General features: G+C 37.6%; 30 protein-coding genes and 5 tRNA genes. 26 read left to right on the top strand and 9 right to left on the bottom strand.

Features of this window, described 5'->3' with window-relative positions; all coding sequences use genetic code 11:
• Positions 1–143: 143 nt before the first annotated feature.
• The gene (locus OFO01_RS05990) at positions 144–584 is read left to right on the top strand and encodes a hypothetical protein (RefSeq protein WP_270859295.1); all 441 of its coding nucleotides are present in this window, start codon (positions 144–146) and stop codon (positions 582–584) included.
• 78 nt (positions 585–662) lie between these two features.
• Here OFO01_RS05990 and OFO01_RS05995 read toward each other — a convergent pair whose 3' ends face one another.
• The 8 genes from OFO01_RS05995 to ribA all read right to left on the bottom strand — a co-directional run bounded on the left by OFO01_RS05995 (position 663) and on the right by ribA (position 5,345).
• Positions 663–965: a hypothetical protein gene (locus tag OFO01_RS05995; RefSeq protein WP_270859296.1), complete on the bottom strand. Its 303-nt coding sequence runs from the start codon at positions 963–965 to the stop codon at positions 663–665.
• A 100-nt stretch (positions 966–1,065) separates the two neighbouring features.
• Entirely contained in the window at positions 1,066–1,599 is a 534-nt protein-coding gene (locus tag OFO01_RS06000) for a type II secretion system protein (protein WP_270859297.1), read from the bottom strand.
• 83 nt (positions 1,600–1,682) lie between these two features.
• Positions 1,683–2,105, bottom strand: a complete 423-nt coding sequence (gene lysM, locus OFO01_RS06005; RefSeq protein WP_270859298.1) for a peptidoglycan-binding protein LysM — start codon at positions 2,103–2,105, stop codon at positions 1,683–1,685.
• 476 nt (positions 2,106–2,581) lie between these two features.
• Entirely contained in the window at positions 2,582–3,448 is an 867-nt protein-coding gene (gene htpX / locus OFO01_RS06010) for a zinc metalloprotease HtpX (protein WP_270859299.1), read from the bottom strand.
• Positions 3,436–3,972 (bottom strand): hypothetical protein, encoded by a 537-nt coding sequence (locus OFO01_RS06015; protein WP_270859300.1) that lies wholly within the window; start codon positions 3,970–3,972, stop codon positions 3,436–3,438. Before OFO01_RS06015 ends, htpX begins: the two co-directional genes overlap by 13 nt.
• On the bottom strand, positions 3,969–4,199 hold the full coding sequence (locus OFO01_RS06020) for a hypothetical protein (RefSeq protein ID WP_270859301.1): 231 nt from the start codon (positions 4,197–4,199) through the stop codon (positions 3,969–3,971). Before OFO01_RS06020 ends, OFO01_RS06015 begins: the two co-directional genes overlap by 4 nt.
• Positions 4,200–4,209: 10 nt before the next feature.
• A complete protein-coding gene (rsmG, locus tag OFO01_RS06025) occupies positions 4,210–4,785 on the bottom strand; it encodes a 16S rRNA (guanine(527)-N(7))-methyltransferase RsmG (RefSeq protein ID WP_442868036.1) in 576 nt (191 codons plus the stop codon).
• Positions 4,782–5,345, bottom strand: coding sequence for a GTP cyclohydrolase II (gene ribA, locus OFO01_RS06030; RefSeq protein ID WP_270859302.1), 564 nt, complete (start codon positions 5,343–5,345; stop codon positions 4,782–4,784). The genes rsmG and ribA overlap by 4 nt, the downstream gene beginning before the upstream one ends.
• Positions 5,346–5,406: 61 nt before the next feature.
• On the opposite strand from ribA, the gene hemB reads away from it, so the two are divergent.
• From hemB to OFO01_RS06055, 5 genes are read left to right on the top strand one after another with little or no spacing between them, the layout of a single operon-like run.
• Positions 5,407–6,384, top strand: a complete 978-nt coding sequence (hemB, locus tag OFO01_RS06035; protein ID WP_270859303.1) for a porphobilinogen synthase — start codon at positions 5,407–5,409, stop codon at positions 6,382–6,384.
• A 14-nt stretch (positions 6,385–6,398) separates the two neighbouring features.
• A complete protein-coding gene (gene argF, locus OFO01_RS06040) occupies positions 6,399–7,319 on the top strand; it encodes an ornithine carbamoyltransferase (protein WP_270859304.1) in 921 nt (306 codons plus the stop codon).
• Positions 7,320–7,802, top strand: a complete 483-nt coding sequence (locus tag OFO01_RS06045; RefSeq protein ID WP_270859305.1) for a DUF2603 domain-containing protein — start codon at positions 7,320–7,322, stop codon at positions 7,800–7,802.
• Positions 7,789–9,153: an oxygen-independent coproporphyrinogen III oxidase gene (hemN, locus tag OFO01_RS06050; protein WP_270859306.1), complete on the top strand. Its 1,365-nt coding sequence runs from the start codon at positions 7,789–7,791 to the stop codon at positions 9,151–9,153. Before OFO01_RS06045 ends, hemN begins: the two co-directional genes overlap by 14 nt.
• A 3-nt stretch (positions 9,154–9,156) precedes the next feature.
• Complete coding sequence (locus tag OFO01_RS06055) at positions 9,157–10,422, top strand: (Fe-S)-binding protein (RefSeq protein ID WP_270859307.1); 1,266 nt, start codon at positions 9,157–9,159, stop codon at positions 10,420–10,422.
• 31 nt (positions 10,423–10,453) lie between these two features.
• Here the strand turns inward: OFO01_RS06055 and OFO01_RS06060 are convergent, their stop codons facing one another.
• Positions 10,454–10,672, bottom strand: coding sequence for a hypothetical protein (locus tag OFO01_RS06060; RefSeq protein ID WP_270859308.1), 219 nt, complete (start codon positions 10,670–10,672; stop codon positions 10,454–10,456).
• 131 nt (positions 10,673–10,803) lie between these two features.
• Here OFO01_RS06060 and OFO01_RS06065 point away from each other — a divergent pair, with 131 nt between their 5' ends.
• The 20 genes from OFO01_RS06065 (at position 10,804) to rplK (ending at position 24,192) form a co-directional block, all read left to right on the top strand.
• On the top strand, positions 10,804–11,706 hold the full coding sequence (locus OFO01_RS06065) for a helix-turn-helix transcriptional regulator (protein ID WP_270859309.1): 903 nt from the start codon (positions 10,804–10,806) through the stop codon (positions 11,704–11,706).
• A gap of 65 nt (positions 11,707–11,771) precedes the next feature.
• Entirely contained in the window at positions 11,772–12,080 is a 309-nt protein-coding gene (locus tag OFO01_RS06070; RefSeq protein WP_270859310.1) for a YtxH domain-containing protein, read from the top strand.
• 17 nt (positions 12,081–12,097) lie between these two features.
• A complete protein-coding gene (locus tag OFO01_RS06075; RefSeq protein WP_270859311.1) occupies positions 12,098–12,649 on the top strand; it encodes a hypothetical protein in 552 nt (183 codons plus the stop codon).
• Between the two features lie 145 nt (positions 12,650–12,794).
• Positions 12,795–13,592: a GTPase gene (locus OFO01_RS06080; RefSeq protein WP_270859312.1), complete on the top strand. Its 798-nt coding sequence runs from the start codon at positions 12,795–12,797 to the stop codon at positions 13,590–13,592.
• The gene (locus OFO01_RS06085; protein ID WP_270859313.1) at positions 13,592–14,026 is read left to right on the top strand and encodes a hypothetical protein; all 435 of its coding nucleotides are present in this window, start codon (positions 13,592–13,594) and stop codon (positions 14,024–14,026) included. The genes OFO01_RS06080 and OFO01_RS06085 overlap by 1 nt, the downstream gene beginning before the upstream one ends.
• A 96-nt stretch (positions 14,027–14,122) precedes the next feature.
• Entirely contained in the window at positions 14,123–15,805 is a 1,683-nt protein-coding gene (locus OFO01_RS06090; protein ID WP_270859314.1) for a dynamin family protein, read from the top strand.
• Positions 15,806–15,874: 69 nt separating this feature from the next.
• Complete coding sequence (locus tag OFO01_RS06095) at positions 15,875–18,091, top strand: dynamin family protein (protein ID WP_270859315.1); 2,217 nt, start codon at positions 15,875–15,877, stop codon at positions 18,089–18,091.
• Positions 18,075–19,649, top strand: a complete 1,575-nt coding sequence (locus OFO01_RS06100) for a dynamin family protein (protein WP_270859316.1) — start codon at positions 18,075–18,077, stop codon at positions 19,647–19,649. Before OFO01_RS06095 ends, OFO01_RS06100 begins: the two co-directional genes overlap by 17 nt.
• A 3-nt stretch (positions 19,650–19,652) precedes the next feature.
• On the top strand, positions 19,653–20,738 hold the full coding sequence (locus tag OFO01_RS06105) for an HP0729 family protein (protein ID WP_270859317.1): 1,086 nt from the start codon (positions 19,653–19,655) through the stop codon (positions 20,736–20,738).
• A gap of 3 nt (positions 20,739–20,741) precedes the next feature.
• The gene (locus OFO01_RS06110; protein ID WP_270859318.1) at positions 20,742–20,891 is read left to right on the top strand and encodes a hypothetical protein; all 150 of its coding nucleotides are present in this window, start codon (positions 20,742–20,744) and stop codon (positions 20,889–20,891) included.
• Between the two features lie 85 nt (positions 20,892–20,976).
• Positions 20,977–21,052, top strand: a tRNA-Thr gene (locus tag OFO01_RS06115).
• Positions 21,053–21,087: 35 nt separating this feature from the next.
• Positions 21,088–21,172 (top strand) — tRNA-Tyr (locus OFO01_RS06120).
• Positions 21,173–21,181: 9 nt separating this feature from the next.
• A tRNA-Gly gene (locus OFO01_RS06125) sits at positions 21,182–21,258 on the top strand.
• A 112-nt stretch (positions 21,259–21,370) separates the two neighbouring features.
• Positions 21,371–21,445, top strand: a tRNA-Thr gene (locus OFO01_RS06130).
• A gap of 58 nt (positions 21,446–21,503) precedes the next feature.
• Positions 21,504–22,703, top strand: coding sequence for an elongation factor Tu (tuf, locus tag OFO01_RS06135; RefSeq protein ID WP_270859319.1), 1,200 nt, complete (start codon positions 21,504–21,506; stop codon positions 22,701–22,703).
• Between the two features lie 56 nt (positions 22,704–22,759).
• Positions 22,760–22,930: a 50S ribosomal protein L33 gene (rpmG, locus tag OFO01_RS06140; protein WP_270859320.1), complete on the top strand. Its 171-nt coding sequence runs from the start codon at positions 22,760–22,762 to the stop codon at positions 22,928–22,930.
• Positions 22,931–22,936: 6 nt separating this feature from the next.
• Positions 22,937–23,012: transfer RNA gene (locus OFO01_RS06145), tRNA-Trp, on the top strand.
• A gap of 14 nt (positions 23,013–23,026) precedes the next feature.
• On the top strand, positions 23,027–23,200 hold the full coding sequence (secE, locus tag OFO01_RS06150; protein WP_270859321.1) for a preprotein translocase subunit SecE: 174 nt from the start codon (positions 23,027–23,029) through the stop codon (positions 23,198–23,200).
• A gap of 12 nt (positions 23,201–23,212) precedes the next feature.
• Positions 23,213–23,743, top strand: coding sequence for a transcription termination/antitermination protein NusG (nusG, locus tag OFO01_RS06155; RefSeq protein ID WP_270859322.1), 531 nt, complete (start codon positions 23,213–23,215; stop codon positions 23,741–23,743).
• Positions 23,744–23,766: 23 nt separating this feature from the next.
• A complete protein-coding gene (gene rplK, locus OFO01_RS06160; protein ID WP_270859323.1) occupies positions 23,767–24,192 on the top strand; it encodes a 50S ribosomal protein L11 in 426 nt (141 codons plus the stop codon).
• The last annotated feature ends 18 nt before the right edge of the window (positions 24,193–24,210 follow it).

Genomic DNA, 24,210 nt, shown 5'->3' on the forward strand with positions numbered 1-24,210 from the left:
TAGCGAAATTTGCGCCTGTAAGGGTGGTTTATCGAAAAATATCTATGAAATCAAATAAATTTATACAATTTATCTTGGAAAATATTTATTATATTTTGTTTTCTGGGGTGTTGTTTTTTATATCGTTTAATATAGAAACTAATTTGAAAAACACCGAATATATCGAAGGAAAAGTAACATCTATCGGGGAGATAGCGGTAAAAAATTTTAGAGATAAGGTTTTATCGCCTAGAAAATATTACAATGTCTGCATTAAAAATAACGCTGGGAATAGCTGTATTAAGGTCGTAGAGCCAAATTTGGGATTTGAGCCGATAGTTAGTTATTTGAGCAAAAATAATTATTTTTTTACATTTTGGGTAAAAAAGGAAAGTTTTGGCGATGTTTATAAAATTTACAAAGCGCTTGTTTATGAAGACGAGCAGAAAACAAAAATTCTAAAATTTTATAGTGGAAAAGACGCCCAAATCGTAAAATTTTCACAAAAAGAGCTTCGATTATACAAAAATTTTACCTTATTTTTGGCGATTGCGTTTTTGTGGTTTGTCTTTAAAAGAAGAAAGTTAGTTCGAAATTGGTTATAAAATATCGAATAAATAGTGATAAAAGTTTTAGAGTAGTTAAATTTGACGCAAATTTCAAAATTTTGCGCCAATTTTCAATCATACTTCACAAAAAGATGATGATTTTAAAACCATTTTTCCATTGAGATAGTTAAGTTGGATATCTATCACCAATACGCCTTTTTTGAAAATCATTGATTTGAAATTCTTTTGCAATTCCTCAAACGCTGGCGTTTTGGCGCAAGAAAACAGAGCAGTTTCTTGGTTTTGCACATAGACCGAAACGACGAAATTCCCAGGATTTTCATCGTCTTTTGCCGTGTTTAAAAAAATCTCTTTTGCATCGAAAGCCTTGGTTTGCGGACAGCCGTCTCCTGGAAATTCGTTGATTAAAATTCGCACATTAACTCCTTTTGATAGAATTTCGTAATTTTATCCAAAACAAAAGAATTTTGGCGCAAAATTTTAGAATTTTAAAATTTTGCACCAAATTTTGAAAATTTTATCTAAATTTATTCGGATTTAATCCGCCGATTCGTGTGCCTTTGGCTGTTTTGTTTGCGCCAGTTTCGTCTGTGTATGTGAAACTTGCATCGCGCATTGATTTCATCGTGGCTTGATTGTGCGCTAGTTCGCACGCATTTGAGGCACCTGCGCTCATACCATCTATGTGCACCCAAGCGCCCATGTATTCGCTCACGCCGTAAGTTAGGGCGTAGCAAGGTTTGTTTTTGACTCTGATGTGCATTGACACGCTACCGCCATTAGCTAGGCACGAGCCGTTGCCTGCGTGCGCGCCACCAGCGGCTGAGCTAAATGTGGCGACATTGCTCATAAAATTTGGATTGTTGCTAAGACAGCCGTTTGCATTGTAGTAGTTTGTGATATCGCTAGTAAGGGTCTTTATATTTGTCATCAATCGCACGATTTCGGCATCGTCCCTGCTGGCGTTCATTCTAGGCAGAGCGATACTAGATAAAATTCCCAAAACAACGATAACAAAAACAAGTTCGATCATAGTAAAAGCGTTTTTCATAACTTGCTCCTAGCTAAATTTTGGGTGATTATACAAAAATTTGAAAAATAAAAAAAGAGTAGGGCGCGTTTGCGCCCATAAATTTAGATTTTTGGAATTCTGATTTTTTGACCTGGATAGATTAGGTTCGCGTCTTTGATGACTTCGCGATTGGCCTCGAAAATCACAGGGTATTTGTTAGCATCGCCGTAGAATTTCTTAGCGATTTTTGAAAGGTTGTCGCCTTTGACGATAGTGTAGTAGTTCTCTTCGCTATCTTCATTGACGCCTTCGATCTCTACGCTTGAAATTCCATTTACATTTCCTGCGATTAGAGCGGCTTTTTCAAGAGTTTCTTTGTCGGCGTTTCCGCTTACTTTAACGACATCGCCCTCGATTTTGACATCTAAGCCCTCGATTGGGGTAGAAGAGAGGTTTTTGGTGATCTCGTCTTTGACATTTTGCTCGTCGTTTCCGATACCAAGTAGCTTTTTACCAGCATTTGCAACAAATGAAAGTAATCCCATTTTTTCTCCTTTGATGAAAAATAAAATGTGATTTTAACGCAAGATAGTAAATATTTGAAAAAATGAAAATTTGTGATTATATTGCAAGAAATGAGAAATAATTTATGAAATTTTAGTTGTGTAAATTTTACATAATTTGTCATTGTGAGGAGTAAAGCGACGAAGCAACCTACGAGCGAAAATAACCAAACGCTAAATTCGCTGTCATTGCGAGAAAACGAAGTTTTCGAAGCAATCCAGTAAAATTTAATGCAAAATTCTACTTAAATTTTGCATTGAACGATTTTTTGAATTTTAGGCGAAATTTTGAAATTCTTTGTAATGGGGAGGGCGCGCTTTTTAGGAGACGCTACCCTCCCCCTTACCAACCCCCACCCCTGTAAAACCTTAAAAGTGGCTAAATTTAGAAAAACTTCGTTTTTCTAAATTTAGCTGGTTTGATTTTTACGGAAATGCTTCGCATTTCTTTGCAAATTTTACTTTTGGGTAGCGATTTTGTTTTTTAGCTCTTCGAGTTTTGCGATACGGTCGCTTGTGCTAGGGTGCGTGCTAAAAAGCTGAGAGAAATTCGCCTTAATCCCACTAAATGGGTTTATGATAAACATGTGCGCAGTCGATCCCGTCGCAGAGTGCATGCGGTAGTTTTTGGCGTAATTATCCAGCTTGGATAGAGCAGAAATCAGCCATTCAGGGTGTCCCGTAAGTGCGGCTGCACCGGCGTCTGCTTTGAATTCTCTGGTGCGTGAGATTGCCATTTGGATTACGCTAGCGGCTAGCGGCATTATCACGGCTCCGATGAGCAAGAAAATTCCGTTTGCGTCACCGCGATTTTGCGAGTTTGAGCCCGCAATCGCGCCAAATTTGGCGAAATTTGCTAGCATTGCGATTGCGCCTGCAAACATCGCAGCGACCGAGCCGATTAGGATATCGTAGTGATTAACATGGCTTAGCTCGTGAGCTAGCACGCCCTCGATTTCTTGCGGGCTCATTAGATTGAGCAGGCCTTGTGTAACGGCGACTGCGGCGTTGTTTGGATTGCGACCTGTGGCGAAAGCGTTTGGAACTTGCTCATTGATGATATAGATTTTTGGCATTGGCAAATTCGCCTTAGCGCAAAGGCGATCGATTATGTCGTATAACATAGGCTGGCTCTCGGCCGTAACTGGCGTAGCGCGGTAGTGTTTCAAGACTAGTTTGTCGCTGAAAAAATAACTGAAAAAATTCATACCGCACGCCACGACAAACGCCATAATCATACCCTTTTGTCCGCCAATTAGGCTGCCGACGAACATAAAAAGTAGCACGAGCCCGCTCATTAGCAGGGCGGTTTTTATTTTTTCCATATATCCTCCTTGGATAAATTTTTCGCACTGATTTTTGTGTCTAAATTTTTGATTTTTCCGCCTAAATTTTTGGTTAGACCGATTAGGCCTTGCGGATTGATATGCGGCAGGTGAAATTTGCGTCCGCCCGCAAAAAGCCCGCTTAAAACGGATTTTGGGCGGTTTGCGATGGCTTCTTTGAAAACCACAGCGTCGATTCCAAGCTCGGCAAGCTGTTTTAAAGCGCGAGTGGAGCTGACAAACATGGCGATTTTAGCGTCAAAAAGATAGTCGTTGGCTAGCTTTTGCGCGAGTGGAGCGGTTTTTTTATTTACGATGATAAATCTCGCACCTGCACCGTTTGCGAGCAGAATTTCGTTTAGGTTGTTTGTAATGACGCTGAAATTTTTCTCCGTGCTTTTGGCTAGCGAGATTAATTTAGGATCAAATTTAAAGAGCAAATTATCGTATCTGAAAACCTCGTCTGTGTGTTTGATAGCGTAAAACGGCTCGTAATCAACCAATTCATGCCCTAGAATAATCATTTTTTTTCCTTTATTTTTGCCAAGCAAGATTTGCAAATTTGGCGAGAATTATGCGAGATAAGCGCGCCTTGCTCGTAGTATGTCCCGCACTCATCGCAAGGCATTAGCGCTGTTGGCTCTTGCTCGCTCTTTGTGTCTGCGCTCTCGCCCTTTTTGGCGCGAAATTTTGGTACGATTAAAAAATAAATTAACGCAATAATTATCGCTAATGATAAAAGTTTTCCCATTTTTGGCCTTTTAAATTGGTTTTGAAATTTCACTTATTAAAAGATAATTTCTATTCTCTTCGTTAAAAACTTGCGTCTTTGCGCCTGTGAATTTTACCCTAAATTCGGTGATTTCATCATCTACGCTACTGCCTTTATAGAGCAAAAAATGCGTATTGCTATCATAAAATCCATCACAAATTTCGACTAAATTTTTCGTTTTCATCACAGCCCTTGAAGTTATCAAATCAGCCCTAAATTTTAGAGAATTTTCGATTTTTTCTCTATGAATTTCGACATTTTTTAGCCCCAAATTTACCTTAGCGTAGGTCAAAAACGACGCTTTTTTGGCGATTGGCTCGTATAAATGCCATTTCGTGTGGTTTAAAACCATAGCCAAAAATATCGCTGGAAACCCAGCCCCGCTACCGATGTCAATGGCGATTTTAGGGTATTTTGGGATAAATTTCACCCCGCCAATACTATCGGCGATAATTTCGCTTAAATCATCGTAATTCGTAAGGCTGTGGATTGCGTTAAATTTACGCAGACACTCGCCAAATTTAGCGCACTTTTCGTCGAAATTTTCAGGCAAAATCAAATTCACAGCAAATGCCCCATTTTATCTTTTTTAGTTCGCAAATAATTTTCGCTAAATTCGTTAGCTTTGATGATAATCGGTATGCGCTCGACGATCTCCACACAATGTAAATTTGATAGCTTTTCAGGGTTGTTTGTGAGTAAATTTATCTTTTTGATTTCATAGTGTTTTAGGATAAAATCCACGATTTCATAGGTGCGCTCGTCTGCCTTGAAACCTAGCTGATGATTTGCCTCGATTGTATCAAAGCCCTTATCTTGGAGCGCGTAGGCGTTGATTTTATTTAAAAGCCCGATATTTCGCCCCTCTTGGCGCAGGTATATCACCATACCGCCGTTTTTTTCTATGTATTTTAGGCTCTCTTCGAGCTGGTCACGGCAGTCGCATTTTAGGCTTCCGATCGCATCTCCTGTGAGGCACTCGGAGTGGATTCGCACATTTACGATTTCATTTAACGGCATTTTTGCGATTACTAAGTGTTCTTTTTCGTTTTCTTTGAAGGACTGCACCTTAAATTTACCGAAGCGTGAGGGCAAATTTGCAATCTGCGAAATTTGAATATTCATATAAAATTTACTCCATTTGTGATATTATAAATCGATGATTTTACCCAAAAAAGGAAAAACAATGTTTAAACGATTTAGAAGAGTGCGCATAAATCCAGTAGTAAGGGAGCTCGTGCGCGAAACTTCGTTAGAGATGAGAAATTTTATTTACCCGCTTTTTGTCGTTCCTGGTAAAGGTGTCAAAAACGAGATAAGTTCCATGCCAGGCGTTTTTCAGCTGAGTTTGGACGAAATTTTAAAAGAGTGCGAAATTTTATCAAATTTGGGAATTAATAAAATTTTGCTTTTTGGAATTCCAGAAATCAAAGATAGCATTGGCTCTGACGCGCTTAGCGATGATGGCATAATCGCCACTGCGCTTCGCGCGATTAAGGATAAATTTCCAAAATTTATGGTGATTACGGATTTGTGCTTTTGCGAATACACTGACCACGGACACTGCGGGATACTAGATCATGTTCATCAAACCGTAAATAACGACGCTACGCTTGAAATTTCAGCCAAACAAGCCCTAATCCACGCTAAAAACGGCGCTGATATGATAGCCCCAAGCGGTATGATGGACGGCATAATCACCACTTTGCGAGACGCACTTGATAGCAATGGATTTGAAAATTTACCGATTATGGCGTATTCGACAAAATTTGCGAGCGGATATTACGGACCATTTCGCGATGTAGCGGAGAGCGCGCCTAGCTTTGGCGATAGAAGCTCGTATCAAATGGATCCAGCAAACCGCCTAGAAGCGATAAATGAGAGTTTAGAAGACGAGGCGCAAGGGGCTGATATTTTAATGGTAAAACCGGCACTTGCATATTTGGATATAATCCGTGATTTGCGCGAGCGCACTTTGCTTCCGATTTGTGCGTATAATGTCAGTGGCGAATACGCGCTTTTAAAAGGCGGAGCGAAGCTTGGATTGATCGATTATGAGCGGGTTTTAATGGAGACTATGATAAGCATAAAACGCGCAGGAGCGGATATGATAATCTCATATCACGCAAAAGAAGTAGCCGAGCTTTTGCGTAAATTTAGCTAAATTTAGGAGTGAGTATGCGACATTTTTTGACTTTTGAAGATTTTAGCAAAGATGAAATTTTTGAAATTTTGCGCCTTGCAGCCGAGATTAAAAAAGAGGCCAAAGCGAAGGATTACAAACCGTATCTAAAAAACCAAACCCTAGCAATGATTTTTGAAAAAAGCTCGACTAGAACGCGCGTGAGCTTTGAGACTGGTATGTATCAGTTAGGCGGACAAGCGCTGTTTTTAAGCTCAAAAGATATTCAACTAGGTCGTGGCGAGCCTGTGAGAGATACTGCGCGCGTGATTTCTAGCATGGTCGATATGGCTATGCTTAGGGTTTATAAACAAAGTGATTTGGAGGAATTCGCCAAATACTCAGCCGTGCCTGTGATAAATGGCCTTAGCGATTATCTCCACCCAGTGCAGTTAATCGCGGATTATCTTACTATGCAAGAGCGCGCGAACGGCGATTGCGTGGCGTATATCGGAGATGGAAACAATATGGCGCACACTTGGATTTCGCTGGCTTCGATTTTAGGATTTGAGCTTAGAATCGCTACGCCAAAGGGCTATGAGGCTGACGCTTCTATCGTAGCGCAAGCTGAGAAAAACGCAAAAATTTCAGGGGCGAAAATCATCTACACTCACGATCCACGCGAGGCAGTCTGTGGCGTAGATGTCGTTACGACTGATACTTGGGTTTCAATGGGACAAGAGAGCGAAAAAGAGCGCAAAGTTAAGCTCTTCGAGGGATTTTGCGTAGATAAAGATATGATGAGCCTAGCCAAAAAAGATGCTATTTTCTTGCATTGCTTGCCAGCGTATCGCGGATACGAGGTCAGTGATGAGATTATAGAAGCTTATGCGGGCGATGTTTTTAGCGAGGCTGAAAACAGACTGCACGGCCAAAAGGGCGTAATGGTATGGCTAGATAGACACAGAGGTAATTAAGTGGAAAAAAACGATAAAGCATTAACAAAAATTGATCAAATCAATGAATTTTTCGGTATCGAGGATGCTAATAACACGGTTTTTGAGATTTCGCACGACCCTGGGACAAACGAAAAAAAACTAACACTAAAAAAGGGTTCGTGGAGCGACGAGGAGCCGTGGTTTGGGATAGATGAGAGTGGCGAGCTGCACACAATGGTATCTTTAAAATCGCTAAATAATCTAATCCAAGTCGCAAAAGGGGCGATTGCAGAAAATTTTAATCTCAAACTCGAACGCTCGATTTTGCAACATGCGCCTGTGGATTTTGGCGACGCGTGGATCGTATGCATGGACGAGATCCGCAAAATCACGAGCGAAAACCCAAGCATAAAAAAGATAAATTTAGATTTAGACGCCATAGTTTCGCGCGTGAAGCAATCACACCCAAATTTATTTATTGATATCGAAGAGTTAGTAAGGAGCAGAAATGGCAAACATTGATTTTGACGCGTATGCTAAATTTTCGCGCCCAGGACCGCGCTATACGAGCTATCCTACTGCGCTAGAATTTAGCCAAAATTTCAGCTACGAGCAGTATATAAACGAGCTAAAAACCCAAGACAAAAACGCCCCGCTTTCGCTTTATTTTCACATGCCGTTTTGCCGTTCGGCGTGCTATTTTTGTGGCTGTAATGTCATCTACACTGGCAAACGCGATAAAATGGACAGGTATTTAGACTACATAGATCGCGAAATGGATATTTTGTGCGAGCATTTAGACGCTAGCAGGATTGTTACGCAAATGCACTTTGGTGGTGGCACACCGACATATTTCGACGCCGAACAACTTGATCGCCACATAAAAAACATAAAAAAACATTTTAAAAATTTCAGTGCTGACGCTGAGATTAGCTGTGAGATTGACCCTAGATTTCTTACGCAGCAGCAGCTTGATGTGCTTATCTCGCATGGATTTAACCGCATAAGTTACGGCGTGCAGGACTTCAACGAGCGCGTGCAAAAAGAAATCCATAGAATTCAGCCCTACGAGCTAACAAAAAGCGTAATGGATATGGCGCGAAAGGCTGGGATAAAGTCGATTAATATGGATTTGATTTATGGTTTGCCATATCAAAATTTAGCGACTTTCCAAGAAACGCTAAATTTGGCGCTAAGCCTTAATCCAGATCGTTTTGCGATATTTAATTACGCCCATGTTCCATGGATAAAAAAATCAATGCGTAAATTCGACGAAAGCACGCTTCCTGCGCCAAAAATCAAGCTTGAAATTTTAAAATTTACCCATGATTTTTTGACCGCTAATGGATACGAGCCAATCGGCATGGATCATTATTCTAAGCCAAGCGACGAGCTTCATGCTGCGCTTAAAGACGGCACGCTTCATAGAAATTTCCAAGGCTACACCACAAAAGGTGGCGCGGATTTGATTGGCATTGGGCTAACAAGTATCGGCGAGGGTGCGCGGCATTATGCGCAAAATTTCAAAGATATGGCGCCTTATGAAGAGGCGATTGATAGCGGTAAATTGCCGTTTTTCAAAGGAATTTTGCTAAATAGCGAGGATTTGCTTCGCAAAGATGTTGTAATGAGCCTAATGGCGAATTTTAGGGTAAATATCAAAGAGATCGAAGCCAAGCATGGTGTTAAATTTTTCGAGCATTTTGCAAATTCGCTAAAAGAGCTTGAATATCTTAAAGATTTTGTGAAAATTTCAGATGATGAGCTTAGCGTAACGCCGACTGGAACGCTTCTAATCCGCAATATCGCAATGTGCTTTGATGAGTATATGCATAAAAATTTGGGCGAGAAAAAATTCTCAAAAACGGTGTAAAAAATGTATGATTTCAAAACCCTAAGCGATAAATGCGTAAAATGTGGCAAATGTATTCCAGCCTGCACGATTCATAATATCAATAGCGACGAAGTTACCAGCCCGCGCGGGTTTTTGGACCTGCTTGGTGCGGTCGAGCGGGGCGAACTCGAACTCGATAAAAATATGAAAAATATTTTTGAGAGCTGTTTTTTATGCACAAGTTGCGTCGATGTGTGCAACGACTCCCTACCTACCGATACTGCGATCGAAAATGCGCGCCACAAAATCGCGCAAAAATTTGGCATAGCGTGGTATAAAAGGGCTGCGTTTTGGTTTTTGAGCCACCGCAAAATTTTGGATTTGGCAGCAAGGCTAGGGTATTTTTTCGTGCCGTGCGCCTTTAAGATGCAAAAAGATAGTGAGCGCGGAAATACGATGAAACCGCGATTTTCGGTGCCTATGATGAGCGTGGAGCGCACACTGCCTAGCTTAGCGAAAAAAAGCTTTATGAACTCGCACGCCGAATTTATAGATAACGGCGGAAGCAAAACTATCGGGCTTTTTATCGGCTGTATGGGAAACTACGCATATACGGGCATTGGCGAGGCGTTTTTGAAAATCGCAAAAAGCCTAAATTTAAATGTGCATTTGATGAAAAAGCAGGCCTGCTGTGGCGCGCCGCAGTATTTCACGGGGGATTTTGGCTCTGTGGAGAAAAACGCGAAATTTAACATAGAGTATTTTGAAAAAATGCTAGCTAATCTCGACGCTATCGTTGTGCCAGAGGCCACATGCTCTGGTATGCTAAAAGTCGATTATGTGCATTTTTTCGAGGGCGATCCGCACTGGCAAGAGCGCGCAAAGGCTGTGGCGAGCAAAATTTATCTAGCGACGGAGTATTTTGATAAATTTACAAATTTAAAAGAAATTTTATCAGAGCGCGGAAAAATAGGGCAAATCACCTACCACGATCCGTGCCACTCACGCAAAATGCAAGGAATTTGGCGCGAACCGCGAAATTTGCTTTCGCAAAATTACGAAATAATCGAAATGTCAAACGCCGATCAATGCTGTGGATTTGGCGGTGTAACAATGCAGAGCGAAAAATATCATCTCTCGCGCAAGGCTGGGCTAGACAAGGTCGCCTCGCTCAAAGATAGCCCCCTAAAAATCGTAAGTGCGGAGTGTAGCGCGTGCAGAATGCAGCTAAATAACGCCTTTGGCTTAGCGCAAATCGATATGAAATGCGTAAATCCATTAGAATTGATTGCTAGGGCGTTGGGGTAGCATGGGTTAAACCTAAATTTAACCCCAAATTTCAATCTTCGTAGGCGTTTTCTTCTGCTTCTGGCTCTTTTGGGCTGTTTTCTTGGATTAGCATGCGGTTGGTTTCGATCTGTTTTTTTAGCTCGTCGTAGTTGCTCTCGGCTTGGTTTAGTCGCTTTTCTAGCGCTGTGATGCGCTTTTCGGAACGAGAAATAAAATAATACACCACATAAATCATAAATATAACGATAATCCAAGGAACGATTTTCATCTTTTTGCCTTTTTGTAAATTTCAAAGCGTGATTATAGCATAAGTTAAATTTACCAAAATTTTAACTTTTAATTGCTCGGTTTTAAGGCGAAAAAAGATAAAATACAAGTTTTATTTTTAGGTAATGGACAATGAAAAAGATAATGGGCAAAACCAAAGATAGTCGCGAAAATATCGCCATTAGACTTCTTAAATTTATGCAATTTGCGTTTTTAGGCGAGAGCTTTCGCGAGAAAGATTTGCAAAGCGAATTTGGCGTAGATGTTCGGACGATACAGAGGGATTTGAAGGCGCTTAGGGCGTATGGATTTGAGTTTGAGACCAAAAACGGCGTAACTCACGCAAACTGCGTTGGGGGGGGGGTTCTAGATACCTGCTCGCTTAGTCTAGCGCGAAATTTAGGCGTTAGCGAGATTTTCCCTAGCTTCGGAAGCGAGGAAATCACAGACCTGCTAAACGGCGTTTATAAAATCGACGCCAAATTTGACAAATTTACCCCAAATTCCACGCTCAAAAGGGATTTTGAGGAGATTTGCTACGCTATCAAAAATCACAATATTTTAAATTTCACTTACTCAGGCAAGGAGCGCACCGCAAAGCCTTATGCCTTTATTTTCCGTCTTGGGGTGTGGTATGTGCTATGCGATGAAATGGGGGTTTTAAAGACCTTTACATTTGAGAAAATTTCAAATTTAGATGTTTTGGAGCAAACCTTTTCGCCAGAAATCAAAAAACTAGCCCAAATCAAAGAAAATAAAAACCACTGGTTCTCGCAAAGCCCCGTGAGTGCGAGACTGCGCGTGGATAATACTGCGCTTGCATACCTTGGGCGCAAAAAATTTTTCATCACGCAAAATTTTATTGATAAAAACGATAAATTCGCCACGCTTGCCGTAACGGCGGCGTTTGAAGATGAAATTTTAAATTTCGCAAAACTCTATCTTCCATATATCAAAATCATCGAACCAGCGAATTTACAAAGCAAATTTGAAAAAATTTTGCAAGATTATCTAAAAAATGGCGGAAATTTATGAGAAACGACAAACCCTGTCGCAAGAGTTTCGTAAAATACCATAAATTTTTTACGAAAGGATGAAAAATGTGGAAGTTTTTCTTAGGTTTAGGCGTAGGTGCGATAGCGGGTGTAGGTGCGTTAGCGTATGTCAAAAGTAGGTGCGAAGAAGATGACGAATTCGCCGAAAAAGTCGATGATGTCATAGAGAGCGTTTGTGATAGTTTCGAGAGCGCGAAAGACGCCATAGAAAGCACGGCTTCAAACATTTCTGAGGTCATCGACGAAAAATGCGAAGAAATTGATGAAGCCTTTGGCTGGGGCGAGAAAAAGAATAATGCGTTTCTGGGAGCTGATGAGAAATGCAAGCGATATTTAAATATGAGAGAAATTTAAAAAATAAGGAGAAAGATATGGATTTGGGAATTTTTGATGAAAGCGCAGTAGTCGGTGGTGTAAGTGGTTTTGTAGATACGGAGGCGACGCTTAGCGAGCTTGATGAGAGTTTAGATGATTTAAGGCAGAGATTGGCTGATATATCTGAGGAGGCTGAGAAATTTGGCTGCACTGGCGGATATGACAAGACAAATCTACAAAGCGAGTGGGCAAAAAACGCCCCAGAACTCATTAGGCAATGGGATTTGGAGGTGAATTTGATAATTGCGCTTTGTGAATTTGCAATCAAAGAAATCGATGAGAAAAGTGCAAAACTCGAACAAGCCCAGGAGGCTATGGACGATGATGAGCTATACGATGAAATCGATAAAAAACTAGATAGTGGCGCAGATCTAAAATACGAACTCGAAGATATTTTATCAGACGCTAGGGATTTGCAAAAAACGCATGATGAGAAAAATGAAGTGAAAATTGAAGTGCCAAGGGCGAATACTGGAAGTCAAATTGGCGGTGTCTTGGGTCTCGTAAAAGACATGCTTGTGGGAGATAAACCATTTCCTCGCTCTTAGAAATCGTAGGCTAATGCGCGAGTGAAAATTTGCGAATTTGCAAAATTTCTAAATTTGCGAATTTTACTCGCCAAAAGCCTTTAAATTTCATTAAACAAGCCCGCCAAACGCGGGTTGGTTTAGTGAAATTTTATGAAAGGATAAGATGAGTATTGACGAAAAAAGAAAACTTGTAGAAAAACTAAAAAATTTGCAAGATGAAAAGCCGATTGTTTTGTGTATGGGGATTTATAATAGTGGCAAAAGTTCGCTTTTAAATGCCTTGATAGATGATTTTGAAAACGAAATTTTTGAAGTGGCTGACAAGCGAGAAACGCTAGAAACCAAAAGCGTGGAGCATAGGGGCATTATTTACACAGATACTCCCGGGCTAAATGCTACGCCAGATGATGATAAAAATGCTCTTGGCGATGAATTTATGTCTGATGTGAATATATTTTTGCACTCTTTATCTGGTGGAGAGCTGAAAAAAGATGAGATAGGCTATTTGCATAGTCTGATAAACGAGTTTAATAGCGTAAAATCATTTTTCGATAAGACAATCTTTGTGATAAATCATATAGAAGATAAAAGCGATGATGATATAAAAAGAGCCATAGAAAAAATAAAAGAACAAATTCAAAGTGAATTTGGTGCAAATGCGAAAGTTTTTAGCATAGAAATGCCAAATGGACTTTTAGAAACCGACCCGCGACTAATAGAAAAAAGTGGCATAAATGTGATAAAAAATCAAATAAATACAATGTGCAGACCAGATAAAATTTATGAAAATAGGGAAGCAAGACTAGAAAAAGCCGTAAAAATGCTGATTTTGGCACTGCAAGAAAAAATCGACGAAAATAATAAAGCTGTGCAAAATATAAAAGAACAAGAAGCTCAAATTTTAAAAAGAGTGGAAGAAACAAATAAAACTATACAAAATATGAAAGCGAGATTAAGATAATGGCGTGGTCTTTGCTTAAATTTTTGCGTGGAAGTGGTGGCGTCTGTGAGCCAAAAAATGATAAAACTAGAAATAGCGATGACGAGCCACAGCTAGAAACTACTGACAACCATAACAAACCAAAAGTAGAAAAAAAGAAAAACGAGTTATCTCATAATGAGAAAATTTACGCAAGTATTAAAGAGTATAAAAAAGGTGTGCTTAATTCAATAAAAAATGATTTTGGAGTTGAAGTAAGGTATTATAATGACAAAGGCGATATATATGCTCTTGGTTTGGTTAATAAATCAAATGTCGCACTTGTAGCTGTATTTTCGAATAATGCAGTCAAAAAATATGAAATGCTTTTTCACGGCATAGATACGAGCTATATAAAGCAAGAAAATGAAAAAATTCGAAAAGAAATTGAAGAGATAAGGAGATTATATAATTAAAAGAAAAATGAGTAAATTTTACTTGTGAAATTTATTTCATCAAACAAATTTGAAATAGTTTGTTTGATGAAGTAAAAATTTTTTTAAGGAGAAAATATGAAAAATTTACAGGTTAAATACAAATCGTATTTAGATGAAGTTTGTGGGATTTTGCAAGGTGTTGGCTTTGATACAACCAAGCAAAAAGAGTTAAGCAAAGCCATTGACGAAGTGCGTTTAATCGCCCCAGTTATCGGTGGATTTAGTGCAGGAAAAAGCACTTTTATAAACTCGTTTTTAAAAAATCAAATTCTGTCTGTAAATATCACACCAGAAACAGCTCTTGCTACCGAGCTTATATATGATAAAAACGAGCGTTTCGAAGCCGTTTTTGATGATGATAAATTTGATAAATTTGAAATTTCAAAAAGCAAAGATATAAATGGAAATTCTAGTAAATACGAGTATGTTAAAGCGTTTGTAGATAATGAAAATTTAAAAAATATCGAACCGCTTATTTTAGTCGATATGCCAGGCTTTGACTCTCCTGTATCATTGCATAATAAAGCTATTTTAAACTATCTTTCCAAAGGTAAATTTTTTATAGTTTTAATTAGCGTCGAAGAGGGCGGTATAACAAATAAAGTTATGCGTGAATTACAAAATATCAGTGAGCTTTCAAAAGATTTTATAGTATGTGTAAGCAAAGCAAATTTGCGTTCAGGTGATGATGTAGAGCGTATCAAATCACACATAAAATCACAGCTTCAAGATTATTTTGACTACGATAAAGAAGTCGTTGTTATCGGATTAGATGATGGCGATAATTTGGGCAAAATTTTATCATCAATCGATAGTAAAGAGCTATTTAAAAGTATTGTTTTGCCTGATTTAAAAAGCGATAGTTTTGCGATAGAAAGTGCCATTGCTACGCAAATAAACACACTTCAAAATGATAAAGAAGCAAGCGATAAAGCCATAAGAGAGTTAGAAAGCGCAGTGGTAAAATTGCAAGATAAAAAAGAAAGTGCTATTGCCGATATTCAGGCTAAATACAGCTCAAACACAGCAGATAGTATCGTCAGAAGCATAGAGCGAGATTTGTATGATAGCGCAGATAATCTAGCAAATTTAGCTGTGAGTGGGGCAGGTTTTGAATCCGAGCTAAATGACATTATCCAAAATACGCTTATTAGGGAGAGTAGAAGAAAGCTAAATTCTATTAGTTCAGATATAGTTGGTGATTTTAAATTTGAATTAAAAGGGCTAAATTTAGCAAATTTTGCCATAGATGATACTTGGCTAGAAAAAGTTTCAAGTGGTATAGAAAGTTTATTAAACAATGCTATGGGTGGTTTAAATTCATTAAGCATAGCTATGAAGGAAAATGCCGAAAAAGCAGGTAGGGTCTATAAGGCTCTTACTACTATTTTAAGTATTGCGACAAATGTTGTAAATCCTGTTTTAGAACTTGTAGTTGTATTTTTACCAGAAATTATTTCATTTTTTACAAAAAATAGTAAAAAAGATGAGATAAAAAATCAGATTATTTCAAGCGTGATACCAAAAATCAAAGGCAGATTAAAAGATGAAATCAATGCTGTTTTTGGCGAACAGATTTCAAATATCGTTGCGGCTGCAAGTGATGAATTCGAAGCTCAATTAACACAAAAAAGAGATGAAATCGCAAAAGCCGTATCTTTAAGAAGTGAAAATGCTAACGAAATAGAAAATAAAATTTCAGCCCTAAAAGATGCGAAAGAGAGACTTGCAAGGCTATCAAGCGAGAATTTGTATTAGAAGCGGCATTGTTTGCAAATTTTTTCAATGAGAATTTGCAAACTTAATCTAATCAAAAAAGGAAAATTTATGGATATAGTAAAATTAACACAAAATTTAGAAAAAGTCATTGAAAAATACAGTATCGATACTAGCAAAGTTATAGATTTATCGCTAGAAAAAAGCGAAAAACTAGCAAAACGAATAGCTGAAATAAACGATGAAAATAGATTGCTTAAAATAGGCATTATCGGTCGTGTCAAAGCTGGAAAAAGCTCACTTTTAAATGCTTTGTTTTTTGACGGGGAAGACATTTTGCCAAAAGCCGCTACGCCGATGACGGCAGCTTTGACCGTTTTAAGATATTCTGATAGTCCAAGAGCTGAGATTGAATTTTATGATAAAGATGATTTAGAGACAATCAAAACAAGTTCTAGTGAGTATGATAAAAAATTTAAAGACGAATATGAAAAAGCGTTTAAAAATTTACAAGACATAGCACAAAAAAAGGGACAGCAGATAGATAAAAAAGATATTGAAGAAAGAGCACAAAGAAGCGCTAAAAGAGTTTTAGATGAAAATAAAACGCTATGCGCTTATAAAGAACAACAAGTTATGCTAGAAAACTCGAATTTATCTTTTTCATCTCTCAAAGAAAGTAGCCAAATTAGTGCTGATACTATGGCGGAATTAAAAGAAAAATTGAAAGATTATGTCGGGGCAGATGGCAAATTTACGGCTTGGACGAAATCTGTCATACTTTATATAAACAACGAAAATTTAAAAAATGTCGAAATCATTGACACCCCAGGCGTTAATGACCCGATAGTTTCGAGAGAAGAACGCACAAAAGAGTTTTTAAAAGGTTGCGATGTCGTGCTTATAGTTAGCTCAGCAGGACAATTTATGAGCAATTCTGATATGGATTTATTAGAGAGAATTAGCACAAAAGACGGCATTAGAGAAATTCTAGTCGTAGCTTCGCAAACTGATAATCAACTCTATGGTAGCGAAAAAGAAAAATCGCGTGGTGATTTTGATTTGGCACTACAAAACATAAAAACGACACTAAATTCACAAAAAAATACAAATTTATCAAATTTTTCAAAATCGTTAAATAGCTTTGAAAAATCGGTTTTTAATATAAATGAAATGCTGAAATCAGATTTAATACTGACTTCAAGTGCCTCTTATGAAATCATTAAAAAATTTGACAACCAAGCAGTGTGGGACGAAAATTTAAAGGTTGTTTGGGCAAATCTAAACAGGCATTATGGTGATTATTTTTCTAACAAAGAAAGTGCTTTGTTAAATTTAGATAAATTAAACGGCGTTAAGGCTATAAAGTCTAAATTTGACGGCGTTAAAATAAAAAAAGATGAAATTCTAAAACAACGAAAAGCTGAATTTGAAGAAGTTTGGCACAAAAATATAAAAGCTTTTCAAAACGAGCTAATCAAAGTGCAAGAAAACGAAATAGAAAAAATCAAAAGCACCGATATAAATGAGCTAAATGAAAAAATCAAAAATATGCAAATTATAAAAGACAAGGCTATATCAAATGCGGATATGGCTTATGAGAGTTTGATAGAAGAATTTGGGTTTAATACAAAAGAAAGATTGTTTAAACAAATGGATGAATTTTTTAATGCAACCGAAGAAAAGATAGATAGTAGTGAAGGTTCTAGGTCTTATGAAGTAGAAGTAAAACGAAGTGGTTTATTGGGTTGGATTAGGGATTTGGTCTCTACAAAAAAAGAAACTAGATACGAAACTACCGTAAGAGCCAGTATGGTTTGGTCTGCTTTGCAAAAGCTTTGTCATGAATTATCAAATATGACAGAGTTAAAATATGAAAAAAATATTATGGATTTTAAAGAATCGCTTACTAGTAAAATTTTAGAAGCCATAAGATTTGATTCTAGCGTAGATGAGATTTTAGACCTTGATATTATAAAACTAGCCATTATAAATATCGTAAAAAAAGTCGAATTTCCTACTATCGAAAAAGAAGAGCTACCTAAAAATTTAAGAAAAAGTGAAAAGCTTACGGGATACAGTGCCGATAGGTTTTTAGAAGATGCAAGAGATTTTGTTTATGATTTGCAAGGCAGAGAAAAAGAAAAAATCAAAAATGCCATAGGAGCATTAACGCGAGATTTAAAATCGCAAAATATCGGCAAAAATATATTTGCTAAATATGATGAAGATATAAACGAGCTTAAATCAAACATAGAAAACACTAAGCGAAGTATAGAGAAGTTTAATCAAATCATAATGGAGCTTAAAAATGTGGATAATGCTTGAAAAAACGCACATTAGGCTTATGAAAGAAGCAGACGAGAAATCGTCTGCTAAAATAATAAATTTAGAAAATGAGGGAGAAAAAATGAAGAGTGATCTTGAAAAGTTAAATTTCAAAAACAATCAAAATTTAAAAAATTTGCAAAATTTGCAAAACAACTACGATGACTTAAATTTAAAATACACACTAATTTCAGAAGTTTTATCATCTAAATTAGAAAATAATGGTATTAGAAAATTTGATGAAATTTTAAATAATGATTATATGGAATTTGCCAAAAAAGAAGATACACTAGCCAGTGAAGCAGAACAACTTATAATCTTGCAATCCATAAAAGATGAGCTTGTGATGGTTGCTAGTTGTAAAGAACTTTTTGATAAAACTTTATTGCCTATTGGTGGAGGATTTAGTGCTGGAAAAAGTGAATTTATAAATAGCTTTATGAGTGGTGGCGTAACATTGGCTAGGTCTATCGAGCCGACAACTGCTATCCCTATGTATGTCATAGATGGCAAAAGCGGGATTTTGGGATATAACAAAACAGGCGGAGTAACAAATTTTGAAAAATCTATAAATTTAAAAAATTCGCAAGGAAAAATTGAAAATTTTATAGCAAAATTGACGCATGATTTTATTTCGAAATTGGGCTTCAATTTAAAACAAATTTTACCTTTTATGGTTTTAACAACAGCTATGAAATACAAAAATATCTGTTTTGTCGATACTCCTGGATACAATCCAGCCAAAGTAGGAGCGCAAAGCGATGATAAACAAAGCGCAAAAGAATTTTTAGCTCAATCAAATAAATTTATATGGTTAGTCAGTGCAGAAAGTGGCACTATAACTAACGATGATTTAAATTTTTTAAATGAATTAAATTTGGATAATAAAGAGCTTTATATAGTCGTAAATAAATCTGATTTAAGAAGCGAAAGTGATATACAAAGCATTATAGAGCAAATTTCAATTACGCTAGATGACAATATGATAGATTTCGCTGGAATTAGCGCTTATAGTGCCCAAGACAAAACCGCTGGGTATTATGAAAAAAAATCACTCGATGATTTTCTTAGCGAGTGTGATAAAAAATCAAACAAGCTAAATGAGATTGTAGATAAAATTTACGGCGTTTATAAAGAATATCGCTTTGCCATAGAGTCGAGCATACAATCAAAAAAAGATATTTTGGCTAAATTAAAAAGCATTGGTATTGATTTTATCCAAGAATTTGGAGATTTTGACAATGAAGCCACAAAAAATTTGCAAGAATTTAGCAAATGGGAAGATTTTAAATTTGATTTAGAAAAAACGAATTTAAAAGATTTAGAAAAGGTTATAAATGGCTTTTTAGAAGCGATTAGTGAAGTTTTTGGCGAGAAAATAATAGTAAATTTCGATGAACGATATAAAAACGATAATGCAAAAACTCCTAAAAAGAAAAAGAGTGTAAAAAAGGCTGTTTCTGATAAAAAAGAAGTGGAAACAAATGAGGTCGGAAAAGGTTTAAATGGTGTTGTTTCTTTACTATTGGGTAGTGCATTTTTAGGTAGGGGTAGGTGAAAAATGAAAAATATCCTTATCCTTTACAACCCATATTTCAAGGCAAATGTCATCGAAGAGCATATAAAAATTTTGCTTAGCAAAGGCAAGGTCGCATTTGGCAAGGTCAGAGCCAAGGATAGGGATATGCAAAATTTAGATGAAAACGCCCTAAACGAAATTTATAATAGCACGAACGCAAATGCCTATTTCCAGCTGTTTTTGAGTGATTTTTCTAGCCTTTATGTAGCCAAAGTCATCGCTGTAAAAGACAGCCTAGATGATGAGATAAGCCCAAGCTATTATGCAGATTTGCAAGTGGAGAAATGGTTTATTTTAGGCGATTTGCGTGAGCTTGTGCGAAACGATTTCGAACGCGTCAGAGATGATTTTTTAAGCGGATTTTTGGTGCGTGGTAGGACCTACCGCATTTACGGCAACGACTATGTTTATCCGCTCGTGGTAGAACAAAAAAATTCGCTTGATTATTTTAGCAGTGGTGAGTGTTTTTACAAAAATGTCTATAAAAGTGCCGAATTTTTAGGCGTAAAAGAAAATTTGGCAAGGTATTGTTTCGGCGAGATTTTTCATATCTTACATATCGACAGTGTGGAAAATTTAGTCTCAGCCGAGATTGAATACCTAGCCAACAAAGATGATAAAATCTATGATTTTAGCGCCATTTCGATGAGATATTCTAAGGTCATGGAGCTTGAAATTTACGAATTTGTCAAAATTTTATTTAAAAGGCTTTGCATTTTTGACAAAGAGATTTTAGCCGTGCCTTACTCGGTGCAGGGTAAGGACTACACCGTGCGAGATATGTTTGATACCCGCCCAAATTTAGGCACTTACAAATTTTTATTTAATCAAATTAGGATTAAAAAAGCAATTCAGAGGCTGGGCGATAGAAATTTAGAAAATTTCCTACTTTACATCTTACTTGGAGAAATAACTGCATTGCAAAGTGTGCGAAATGCAAGCGTGCATGAAAAAAAGGCGAGCCTGCGTGAGATAAATTTGCTAAGAAGCCGAATTTTAGGCATAGGGCGAGACGGCGCGATACCTGCGCTTTTGCGAGAAAAACAAAAAATCGATTATAAAGGATAAAAAATGAAAATCAACGGCATAATTCCAGGAAAACCAAAGTTGGTAAAATGCCCAAAATGTGGAAATTTGCAAATTTTTATTTTTAGTTGCACGAAGCCGTTTGCGGTGTGCAAAAAATGCGGAAACATAATACCGCAGCAAAAAGGGGAGTAAAATTTGAAATTTTGACTTAAAAATTTCAAAAAAACCTTGACAAAGATTTTTTTTTCAGATATAATCCAAACTTCAATTTCAAAATGCTGGTGTAGCTCAGTTGGTAGAGCTACTGCCTTGTAAGCAGTGGGTCGGCGGTTCAAGTCCGTTCACCAGCTCCATTTTTTTGTAACAGTGTTTGACCAGATTTTCATTAGGTGAGATACTCAAGTGGCCAACGAGGGCAGACTGTAAATCTGCTGACTATGTCTTCCGTGGTTCGAATCCACGTCTCACCACCATGAATCTATGCGGGAGTAGCTCAGTTGGCTAGAGCATCAGCCTTCCAAGCTGAGGGTCGCGGGTTCGAGCCCCGTTTCCCGCTCCATTTGGGTTTTACTGGGAGCTGTAAAAACTTAATGCTTTTATACGCTTTTATATCCAAATTTCGTCTTACATTGTCAGATAGTAGGTAGCGATTTCTCTTGGCCAGGGGTAATGCTCATATGGCTCAGAGGTAGAGCACTTCCTTGGTAAGGAAGAGGTCGCGGGTTCAAGTCCCGCTATGAGCTCCATTTAGAAAATTGCTTAGTTTTTTTATTGTGTAACCATAAATTAATAACGGAGGATATGATGGCTAAAGAAAAATTTACTCGTAACAAGCCACACGTAAACATTGGTACTATTGGTCACGTCGATCATGGTAAAACTACTTTGACAGCTGCTATTTCTGCTGTTCTTTCTAGAAGAGGTCTTGCTGAGCTTAAAGATTACGACAATATCGATAATGCTCCTGAGGAAAAAGAGCGCGGTATCACTATCGCTACATCTCACATTGAGTATGAAACAGAGTCTCGCCACTATGCTCACGTTGATTGCCCAGGCCACGCTGACTATGTTAAAAACATGATTACTGGTGCTGCTCAAATGGACGGCGCTATCCTAGTTGTTTCAGCAGCTGATGGTCCTATGCCACAAACAAGAGAGCACATCTTGCTATCTCGCCAAGTTGGTGTTCCATACATCGTTGTTTTCCTAAACAAAACTGATATGGTTGATGATCCTGAGCTTCTAGAACTAGTTGAAATGGAAGTTAGAGAGCTTCTAAATGAATACAACTTCCCAGGCGATGATACTCCAATCGTAGCTGGTTCAGCACTTCAAGCTCTTGAAGAGGCAAAAGCTGGTAACGACGGCGAGTGGTCAGCAAAAATCATGGATCTTATGAATGCTGTTGATAGCTATATCCCAACTCCAACTCGTGACACTGATAAAGATTTCTTGATGCCAATCGAAGATATTTTCTCAATCTCAGGTCGTGGTACAGTTGTAACTGGTAGAATCGAAAAAGGTGTTGTTAAAGTAGGCGACACAATCGAAATCGTTGGTCTTAAACCAACTCAAACAACAACAGTTACTGGCGTTGAGATGTTTAGAAAAGAGATGGATCAAGGCGAAGCTGGCGACAATGTCGGTGTATTGCTAAGAGGAACTAAAAAAGAAGAAGTTGAGAGAGGTATGGTTCTATGCAAACCAAAATCAATCACTCCTCACACAAAATTCGAAGGTGAAGTTTATATTCTAACAAAAGAGGAAGGCGGACGCCACACTCCTTTCTTTAACAATTATAGACCACAATTCTATGTTAGAACAACAGATGTTACTGGCTCAATCACTCTACCTGCTGGCACAGAGATGGTTATGCCTGGTGATAATGTTAAAATCACAGTTGAGCTTATCGCTCCTGTTGCTCTTGAACAAGGAACAAGATTCGCTATCCGTGAGGGTGGTAGAACTGTTGGTTCAGGTGTTGTTTCAAACATCATTGCATAATTTTTATACAGACGGATTTTCGAATCCGTCTGTTTTTTTAAATTTAAGGAAGTAATATGGCAAAAAATTCAAGTAGAGTAAAAATTGGTCTAAAATGTTCTGAGTGCGGAGATATCAATTACAGCACTTATAAAAACAGCAAAACAACAACAGAAAAATTGGAACTTAAAAAATACTGCCCTAGATTAAAAAAACACACACTTCACAAGGAAGTTAAGCTTAAATAAGTTTATAGGGCAATAGCTCCAACGGTAGAGCGCCGGATTCCAAATCCGATGGTTGGGGGTTCGAATCCCTCTTGCCCTGCCACGAGGATAGGGATTATGGAAAAAATTAAAGAATATTATAGACAAGCAAGAATAGAATTAGATAAGGTAATTTTTCCAACAAAAGAGCAAACAAGAACTGCTTATATTTCAGTAGTTGTTGTGGTTGTGGTCATAGCGTTATTTTTGGCTTTGGTAGATTTTTTAATGTCTACTGCAATTACTGCATAGAAAGGTTTTTTTATGGCACATAAATGGTATGCAATTCAGACTTATGCTGGCAGTGAAATGGCAGTAAAAAATGCTATCGAAGCTTTAAAAGCTGATGAGATGCTTGCAGATAAAATCGGTGAGGTTTTAGTTCCCACAGAAGATGTTATCGAGGTCAAAAACACAAAACAAACTATCAAAGAGAGAAGTTTATATCCTGGATATTGTTTTGCAAATTTAGATTTAGACACTACTTTGTGGCATAGAATTCAAATTTTGCCAAAAGTTAGTCGCTTTATCGGCGAGGCTAAAAAACCTTCTCCTTTATTGGAAAAAGATATCGCAATAATTCTTGAAAAAATCAATAATCGTCAAGCACCAAAACCAAAAATCAATTTTGATGAGGGCGAGACTGTTAGAATTATCGATGGACCATTTGCGAATTTTAATGGTATTGTCGAAGAGTATGATATGCTTCACGGCAAGCTTAGATTAAATGTTTCTATCTTTGGTAGAAGCACGCCGATTGAAATTTCATATTCACAAGTTGAAAAGATAATTTAAAAATTTAATAAGGAGTATAGTAAATGGCTAAGAAAGTTGTTGGTGAGATTAAATTACAAATCGCCGCTACAAAAGCAAATCCAAGTCCGCCAGTTGGTCCAGCTTTGGGTCAAAAAGGCGTAAATATTATGGAATTTTGTAAAGCATTTAACGAGCGCACAAAAGATATGGCAGGTTATAATATCCCTGTTGTTATCACTGTTTATGCTGATAAAAGCTTTACATTTATCACAAAACAACCACCTGCGACAGATTTGATTAAAAAAGCAGCTAAAATCGACAAGGGTTCAGACAATCCTTTGAAGAAAAAAGTTGCGACTTTAACAAAAGCGCAAGTTTTGGAAATCGTTGAGAAAAAAATCGCTGATTTAAATACCAACGATCGCGAACAAGCAGCTAGAATCATTGCTGGTTCTGCACGCTCTATGGGTATTACCATAGTAGATTAATCTTTTGACCGCTAAGAT

Origin of the sequence: Campylobacter sp. JMF_01 NE2, from assembly GCF_027737365.1 — a bacterium.
In the GTDB taxonomy this organism is placed as follows: domain Bacteria; phylum Campylobacterota; class Campylobacteria; order Campylobacterales; family Campylobacteraceae; genus Campylobacter_B.